Annotated in this window: 7 protein-coding genes; all 7 read left to right on the forward strand. The window is 62.7% G+C overall.

Annotation, left to right across the window (positions count from 1 at the left end):
• Positions 1–311 precede the first annotated feature (311 nt).
• The 7 genes from HMPREF1546_RS06320 (at position 312) to pgsA (ending at position 7,873) form a co-directional block, all read left to right on the forward strand.
• On the forward strand, positions 312–1,754 hold the full coding sequence (locus HMPREF1546_RS06320; RefSeq protein WP_021749627.1) for a HAMP domain-containing sensor histidine kinase: 1,443 nt from the start codon (positions 312–314) through the stop codon (positions 1,752–1,754).
• A gap of 80 nt (positions 1,755–1,834) precedes the next feature.
• Positions 1,835–2,809, forward strand: coding sequence for a DUF1385 domain-containing protein (locus tag HMPREF1546_RS06325; RefSeq protein WP_036630537.1), 975 nt, complete (start codon positions 1,835–1,837; stop codon positions 2,807–2,809).
• Positions 2,810–2,831: 22 nt separating this feature from the next.
• A complete protein-coding gene (gene prmC, locus HMPREF1546_RS06330; protein ID WP_036630536.1) occupies positions 2,832–3,698 on the forward strand; it encodes a peptide chain release factor N(5)-glutamine methyltransferase in 867 nt (288 codons plus the stop codon).
• 406 nt (positions 3,699–4,104) lie between these two features.
• On the forward strand, positions 4,105–5,211 hold the full coding sequence (recA, locus tag HMPREF1546_RS06335; protein WP_021749624.1) for a recombinase RecA: 1,107 nt from the start codon (positions 4,105–4,107) through the stop codon (positions 5,209–5,211).
• Complete coding sequence (locus tag HMPREF1546_RS06340; protein ID WP_021749623.1) at positions 5,201–5,821, forward strand: regulatory protein RecX; 621 nt, start codon at positions 5,201–5,203, stop codon at positions 5,819–5,821. The genes recA and HMPREF1546_RS06340 overlap by 11 nt, the downstream gene beginning before the upstream one ends.
• Positions 5,822–6,013: 192 nt before the next feature.
• Positions 6,014–7,345, forward strand: coding sequence for a 30S ribosomal protein S12 methylthiotransferase RimO (rimO, locus tag HMPREF1546_RS06345; protein WP_036630534.1), 1,332 nt, complete (start codon positions 6,014–6,016; stop codon positions 7,343–7,345).
• 6 nt (positions 7,346–7,351) lie between these two features.
• Complete coding sequence (gene pgsA / locus HMPREF1546_RS06350) at positions 7,352–7,873, forward strand: CDP-diacylglycerol--glycerol-3-phosphate 3-phosphatidyltransferase (protein WP_021749621.1); 522 nt, start codon at positions 7,352–7,354, stop codon at positions 7,871–7,873.
• The last annotated feature ends 29 nt before the right edge of the window (positions 7,874–7,902 follow it).

Raw genomic sequence — 7,902 nt, forward strand, 5'->3', positions numbered from 1 at the left:
GTGTGGGGATACGGATACAAGTGGGGGTTCTGAGCGGCTCCGGGCGTTGTCCGGGGCCCCGCGGAGCGGGGCGGGCCGATGGCCCGTACAAGCGTTTTGGCGGAAGCCAAAACCTTGGCGCAAGGTGGAATTTACTTCCGCCGCGCAAGCTGAGGAAAGGGGTCCCATCCCGCGCCGCGGGATGGGAAGCAACGTGCAGAATCCCACGTATATCACCACGGTGTGGGGATACGGATACAAGTGGGGGTTCTGAGAAAATCGGCCGGCCAGTGATGCCGGCGTAAGGAACGCAGGGAAAGGAGGAGCGGCCCATGGCAGAGGAAGAACGGGATCGGAAATGGACGGTGCTGCGCCTCCGGGGCCTGCGGAAGCGGTGGATCGTCAATACCATTCTGCCGGTGCTGGTGCTGCTGATGCTGCTGGTGACGCTGGTATCTGTGGGCGTTTCCACCTACTATTACAGCAGCATGGAAAACGGCCTGATGAAGCAGGCGGAGGCCATGTCCAGTGCTTTCAACGACTACTTCATGAACAGCTACTCCGAGTACAACCAGATGGCGACCCAGGCAGTGGACACCTATGAGGACAAGTCCCGGATTGAGCTGCAGTTCATCGGCAGCACCGGACGTATCCAGATGTCCACCTCCGGCCTGACAGCAGGCAGCTCGCCGGGGACCAGCGATATTACCAGAGCCATCACCAATCAGGAGATCACGCCCTTCCAAGGCAGAGACCCGGAGACGGGTGAGAAGATCATGGCGGTCTCAGCGCCCCTGCTGTTCAACGGCCGGGTGGCGGGCGTCATGCGGCTGGTGACGTCCATGAAGCTGGTGGACCGGCAGATTGTCCTGGTGGTCTTTATCATTCTGGCGGTGGGAGGCATCTGCATGGCCCTGGTGCTGATCTCCAGCCTGCTGTTCATCAACAACGTGGTGGAGCCGGTGGCCGTGGTGTCTGAGGCGGCCAAGCGGATCTCTGCCGGGAGCTATGGCTTCCAGATCGAAAACAAGTACACGGACGAGCTGGGGGAACTGGTGGACAACATCAACGATATGTCCCTCAAGATCGGCCAGAACGAGAAGATGAAATCCGAGTTCATCTCCTCCGTGTCCCACGAGCTGCGGACGCCCCTCACTGCCATCAACGGCTGGGGCGAGACGATTCTGGAGGACACCACAGATGACCCCGCCCAGATGCGCCGCGGCATCCGCATCATTCTGAACGAGGCCCGGCGGCTCTCTACCATGGTAGAGGAGCTGCTGGAATTCTCCAAGATGGAGGACGGCCGATTCACCCTCCGGATGGAGCAGGTGGACCTGCAGGCGGAGTTTGAGGACGCCATCTTCACCTACGGCGAGCTGTTCCGGCAGGAGGGCATCAAACTGAACTACGAGTGCGGGGATGAGGACCTGCCTCCCATCCCCGGCGACTCTGAGCGGCTGAAGCAGGTGTTCTGCAACGTGCTGGACAACGCCGCCAAGCACGGCGGCTCCGGCAAGCGGATCGACACCTCCATCAGCCGGGAGGGCGAGTTTGAGGTGGTTCGGGTCCGGGACTACGGTCCCGGCATCCCGGAGGCGGAGCTGCCCTTCATCAAGCAGAAGTTCTACAAGGGCTCCTCCAAGGCCCGGGGCAGCGGCATCGGCCTTGCGGTGTGCGATGAGATCGTCGGCCTTCACAACGGCATCTTCACCATCGGCAACGCCGATGGCGGCGGCGCGGTGGTCACCATCTGCCTGCCGGTCAAGGAATGATTTTCGAAAATCGAACAAATGTTTGCATTTCTGTACAGAACATGGTAGAATTCAACTGTACGGAATTAGAAAGGAAACACATGGCAAAACAACCCCAATCCTGCGCCTTCCGCACCAGCATCGGCGGACAGGCACTCATTGAAGGCATTCTGATGCGGGGCCCGGAGAAGCAGGCCATCGTGGTCCGGGACCAGGGGGGCAATCTGGTGGAGAAGGTGGAGGAGCTGCGGCTCATCAAGGACCGGCATCCTATTTTAGGCTGGCCCCTGATCCGAGGCACCGTCAACTTCCTCTCCTCCATGGTCAACGGCGTGAAGGCGCTGATGTACTCCGCGGACTTCTATCCGGAGGAGGAGACCACGGAGCCCTCCAAATTTGAACAGTGGCTGGACCGGACCTTTTCCAACAAGAAGCTGGAGGGGCTGATCGTGGGCCTCTCTGTGCTGCTGGGTATCGGCCTGTCCATCTTCCTCTTTCTGGTGCTGCCCACCTTCCTCACCGGCGGGCTGCTGCACTTCTTCCCGGACTTCCCCATGTGGGGCCGGAACCTGATCGAAGGCGTGCTGAAGGTGGCTATCTTCCTACTGTATCTGATCTTCTGCTCCAAGCAGAAGGACATCTACCGGGTGTTCCAGTACCACGGGGCGGAGCACAAGACCATCTTCTGCTACGAGGCGGGGCTACCCCTGACGGTGGAGAATGTCCGCATTCAGCCCCGGCACCATCCCCGGTGCGGCACCAGCTTTCTGTTCGTGGTGATCTTTGTGTCCATCCTGGTGTCCAGTGTGGTGTTCGGCATCTGGCCCATCACCAATGTCTGGCTGCGGACACTGGCACATCTGATTCTGCTGCCTCTGGTGGTGGGCATTACCTATGAGTTCAACCGCTGGGTGGGCCGCCACGTGCAGGACAGTCGGCTGGCCAAAATCCTGACGGCCCCCGGAATGTGGATGCAGAACTTCACCACCAATGAGCCGGACGACTCCATGATCGAGTGCGCCATCCGGTCCCTGGAGCTGGTCTTGCCCAGTGAAAAAGGGAAAGACGAATGGTGAATTTTTGATAATGAGGCGTATTATGGCGACGACATACAACAATTTGTATTTGGATATCCGCCAGCAGCTGCGGAGGGCAGGGATCGAGGAGGCCACGCTGGAGGCCCGGGAGTTGGTTTGCTTCGGCACTAACAAGAGCCGGGAGGAGCTGGCCCGGGATGGGGGACTGTACGCCTCCCCGGAGCTGGAGCACCGGGTCCGGGACTTGGTGCGGCGGCATCTGGAGGGCGAGCCGGTGGCATACCTTATCGGTGAGTGGGAGTTCTATGGGCTCCCGCTGGACATCTCCCGGGACGTGCTGATTCCCCGGCCGGACACGGAGGTGCTGGCGGAGCAGGCCATTGGCTATATCAAGACCTTGGGGGAATGCCGGGTGCTGGACCTGTGCGCCGGCAGCGGCTGCATCGGGCTGGCGGTGGCGGCCCAAGTGCCCCAGGCCCGGGTGGTGCTGGGGGAGTGGTCTGACGGGGCCCTGAAGATCTGCCGCCAGAACGTCCGCCGCAACAGCCTTACCGCCCGGGTGGTGCCCATGCAGGCGGACGCCCGGGAAAAGCCGGAGAAATCCCTGGGAGAGTTCCAGTGCATCGTGTCCAATCCCCCCTATATCCCCCGGGCGGACATCGAGACGCTGGACACCTCCGTCAAGGACTATGAACCCCATCTGGCCCTGGACGGCGGCGAGGACGGCCTGGACTTCTACCGGAGCATCTCCGAGAAGTGGAAGGAGGCCCTGGCTCCCGGCGGCCGTCTGTATTTTGAAGTGGGCATCGGTCAAGCGGACAACGTGCTGCGGATCATGCGGACCCAGGGCTTCGGGGATATCCAAGTGGTGAAGGACCACCACGACATCCCCCGGGTGGTATTCGGAACGCTGTGTACAGAGCTCTGACGTTTAGAGAAAGGAACGGCAATGGTGGGGCTGCCGTTTTATGTGCAGGAGGCGGGAAGTCCGACCCTGCTATGGGCCGGGCCCCTGGTGTCGGGCTGGACGCTGATGCGCCGGGGTTTCGTTAAGCACTCGCCCAAGCCGCGCTATACGGCGTATAGGGCGTCAGCCCTTTCCATGGCGGCCACAGCGGTGACCTATCCTTTTTGCAGCGGTTGAAACAGGCCCGTCCAGTTATGCGCCTGAGTATTGGGACCCTGTCCGGGAGACGCTGCCTGGCGGCCGCGCGGTGATCGTGTATGGAGGGATGCTGTTTGGATCCCTCTGCTGGGGACTCTCTCAGAGAAGTAAGGGACTTACAGATGAGTTGAAATAAAGAGTTTTTATAGAGAATCAGGAGGAGAATACAATGGCGAGAGAGAAAGCGCCGCTGCCCAACGCGGCTCCGGCGGACGATAAGAAGCGGGCCATCGACACGGCCATGGCCCAGATCGAGCGGATGTACGGCAAGGGCGCCATTATGCGCTTCGGCGACAAGGCGGAGCTGAACGTGGATTACATCCCCACCGGCTCTCTGTCCCTGGACGTGGCCTTGGGCATCGGCGGCCTGCCCAAGGGGCGGATTGTGGAGATCTACGGGCCGGAGTCCTCCGGCAAGACCACCCTGGCTCTGCACGTCGTCGCGGAGGCCCAGAAGCGGGGCGGCGAGGTGGCCTTTGTGGACGCAGAGCACGCCCTGGACCCCACCTATGCCCGGGCACTGGGCGTCCAGGTGGAGGACATGCTGATCGCCCAGCCGGACACCGGCGAGCAGGCGCTGGAGATCACCGAGGCCCTGGTCCGCTCCGGCGCCATTGACGTGGTGGTGGTGGACTCCGTGGCGGCCCTGGTGCCCCGGGCGGAGATCGAGGGCGAAATGGGCGACAGTTATGTGGGCCTGCAGGCCCGGCTGATGAGCCAGGCCCTGCGGAAGCTCACCGGCGCCATCGGCAAGACCAACTGCATCGTCATCTTCATCAACCAGCTGCGGGAAAAGGTGGGCATCATGTACGGCAACCCGGAGGTGACCACCGGCGGCCGGGCGCTGAAGTTCTACGCCTCCGTCCGCATCGATGTGCGCCGGATCGAGGCGCTGAAAAACGGTTCTGAGATCGTGGGCAACCGGACCCGTGCCAAGGTGGTGAAGAACAAGGTGGCGCCCCCCTTCCGGGAGGCGGAGTTCGACATCATGTACGGCGAGGGAATCTCCCACTTCGGTGAGCTGCTGGACCTGGGCGTGAAGCTGGAGCTGGTGCAGAAGTCCGGCTCCTGGTTCTCCATCGGGGAGACCCGCATCGGCCAGGGCCGGGACGCCGCCAAGCGGTATCTCCAGGAGAACCCGGAGACGGCGGACAAGCTGGAGGCGGACATCCGCCGGAACTTCGACAAGCTGATGAGCAACCAGTCCCGCATCGCCGCCAAGGCGGCAGGCCGGGCGGTGGATGTGAGCGCCGACGACTTCGAAGATGCGGATTGAGCGCGTCCAGGCGTCTGCCCACAAAAAGGGCCGGGTGCTGGTGTTCCTGGAGGACGGCGCCTGCCTGAAGATCACAGAGCAGGAGGCGCTGGACTTCGGCCTGCGGACTGGAGATGATTTGGACGGCAGACGTCTGGAGCAGCTGAAGAAGGCTGCCAGCGTCTCCAACGTGAAGGCCACGGCGGCGGACCTCATCGGCAAGCGGGCCATGAGCCGCCGCGACCTGGAGCGGAAGCTCCAGGAGAAGGGGGCCAGTCAGGCGGAGGCGCGGTACGCCGCTGAGTGGCTGGAGGCCATTGGTGCCATCAACGATGCAGATTACGCAGCAATCTTGGTGCGCCACTGCGCCGGCCTTGGTTATGGCCCGGCCCGCATTCGAGAGAAACTGCGGGAGAAAGGCGTACCCCGGGAGCTGTGGGACGAGGCTCTGGATCAGGCACCGGACAGCGCCTGGCAGATTGACCGATTTCTTGCGGCCAAGCTCCGGGGCCGGGCCCCAGAGGAGGCGGAGAAGCGGCGGCTCACCAGCGCACTGCTGCGGCGGGGGTTTGCTTGGGGAGACGTCCGGGAGGCATGGAGCCGTCTGGGAGCGGAGATTCTCGAAGAATGAGTCCCGTCTCGCAGGGGGTATTCCCTCCGGGGAGGCATACGGGCCGCCGAATGGCGGTTATGGGGTGCCTGCTCCTACAAGTGGGCGTATCTGCCCAGCCACATCATGGCTGTCATTCCCTGTCCAATGGGACACACATGCCGGCCCCGCCGGGCCCATTTTGCAACAATCCATCGATTGGAGGACTCGATCGTGCCATATAACATTTCCTTTATCTCCCTGGGCTGCGCCAAGAATCAGGTGAACTGCGAGCAGATGATGGCCTCTGTCCAGGCCGCCGGCCATACCATCCAGGCCCAGCCGGAGGGGGCCGACGTGGTGGTGGTGAACACCTGCGGCTTCCTGCAGTCCGCCTGCGAGGAGGCCATCGACAACATTCTGGAGATGGCGGAGCTGAAGCGGGCCGGCCAGGTACAGAAGATCCTGGTCACCGGTTGCATGACCCAGCGGTACAAGCAGGACGTTCTGAACGAGCTGCCGGAGGTGGACGGCATCCTGGGCACCGGCAGCTACGGGGACATCTGCGCCGCCATTGACGAGGTGATGGCTGGCTCCGGCCTGCGGCCCTGCCACCTGGGCAACATCCACACCGCCCCCCAGGACGGGGGACGCATCCTGTCCACGCCCCCCTGGTATGCGTATCTCCGCATCGCGGAGGGATGCGACAACCACTGCGCCTACTGCGTGATCCCCTCCCTGCGGGGCAAATACCGCAGCCGCCCCATGGAGGACCTTCTGGAAGAGGCCAGGGAGCTGGCGGACGCCGGCGTGAAGGAGCTGCTGGTCATCGCCCAGGATATCACCCGGTATGGAACGGACCTGAACGGCGAGCACCAGCTGGCGTCTCTCCTGCGGGAGCTGTGCAGGCTGGACTTCCACTGGGTCCGGCTCCACTATCTGTATCCGGACGAGATCACTGAGGAGCTGATCGACACCATTGCGGAGGAGCCCAAGATCGTCAAGTATCTGGACATCCCCATCCAGCACTGCAACGACGGGATCCTGAAGGCCATGAACCGCCGGGATACCAAGGCGGAGCTGCTGGACCTGCTGACAAAGCTCCGGGCCCGCATCCCCGGCCTGGTGCTGCGGACCAGCCTCATCACCGGCCTGCCCGGCGAGGGCGAGGCGGAGCTGGAAGAGCTGTGTGTCTTTCTCCGGGAGACAAAGATCGAGCGGGCCGGCGTCTTCCCCTTCTCCCCGGAGGAGGGCACCCGGGCGGCCCAAATGGACCATGTGGACATGGAGGAGGCCCGCCGCCGGGCGGAGCTGGTGGTGGACGTCCAGTCCGACATCATCGACGCGTACAACGAGTCTGTTCTGGGAACGGAGCGGGAGGTGCTGTGCGAGGGCTTCGACAGCCAGGCCCAGATGCACTTCGGCCGCAGCTACGCCGAGTCCCCGGACATCGACGGCCGTATCTGGTTTGACGCGGACCGGGAGGTGGAGCCGGGCACCTTTGTGACCGTCCGGCTCACCGGCGTTATGGATGGCGAACTGACCGGAGAACTGGCGGAGGAGTAAACAACCATGAATTTGCCCAATAAATTGACGCTTTTGCGCATTATTCTGATCCCGGTTTTCATGGTGGTGCTGTACTGGGGCTTCCCCGGCGCAACGTGGGTGGCGCTGGCCATCTTCATCATCGCCAGCCTCACGGACATGCTGGACGGCAAGATCGCCCGGAAGTACAACCTGGTGACGGACTTCGGCAAGTTTGCCGACCCCCTGGCGGACAAGATGCTGGTGACCGCCGCCATGCTGTGGTTCGTGGAGAACGGGCAGATGCCCGCCTGGATGCTGCTCATCGTCATCTGCCGGGAGTTTGCCGTCAGCGGCCTGCGGATGATCGCCAGCGACAAGGGACGGGTCATCGCCGCCGGATGGTCCGGCAAGGTCAAGACTGCCGCCACTATGGTGTGCGTGGTGCTGATGTTCCTGCCCATTCCACCGGTGGTGAACACGCTCTGCGTGTGGGTCATCACCCTCACCACCCTGTACTCTGGCGTAGAGTATTTCGTGAAGAACAAGGATGTCATCGCCTCGGCGTGACTCTGACAACAGACGAGCCCCCGGCGGGG

It is taken from the genome of Oscillibacter sp. KLE 1745 (assembly GCF_000469445.2).
Lineage (GTDB): Bacteria > Bacillota > Clostridia > Oscillospirales > Oscillospiraceae > Oscillibacter > Oscillibacter welbionis.

Excerpts from the sequence above, each read along its gene's own strand:
- HMPREF1546_RS06320 (WP_021749627.1), top strand. The coding sequence starts at position 312 with ATGGCAGAGGAAGAACGGGATCGGAAATGGACGGTGCTGCGCCTCCGG.
- HMPREF1546_RS06325 (WP_036630537.1), top strand. The coding sequence starts at position 1,835 with ATGGCAAAACAACCCCAATCCTGCGCCTTCCGCACCAGCATCGGCGGA.
- prmC (WP_036630536.1), top strand. The coding sequence starts at position 2,832 with ATGGCGACGACATACAACAATTTGTATTTGGATATCCGCCAGCAGCTG.
- recA (WP_021749624.1), top strand. The coding sequence starts at position 4,105 with ATGGCGAGAGAGAAAGCGCCGCTGCCCAACGCGGCTCCGGCGGACGAT.
- HMPREF1546_RS06340 (WP_021749623.1), top strand. The coding sequence starts at position 5,201 with ATGCGGATTGAGCGCGTCCAGGCGTCTGCCCACAAAAAGGGCCGGGTG.
- pgsA (WP_021749621.1), top strand. The coding sequence starts at position 7,352 with ATGAATTTGCCCAATAAATTGACGCTTTTGCGCATTATTCTGATCCCG.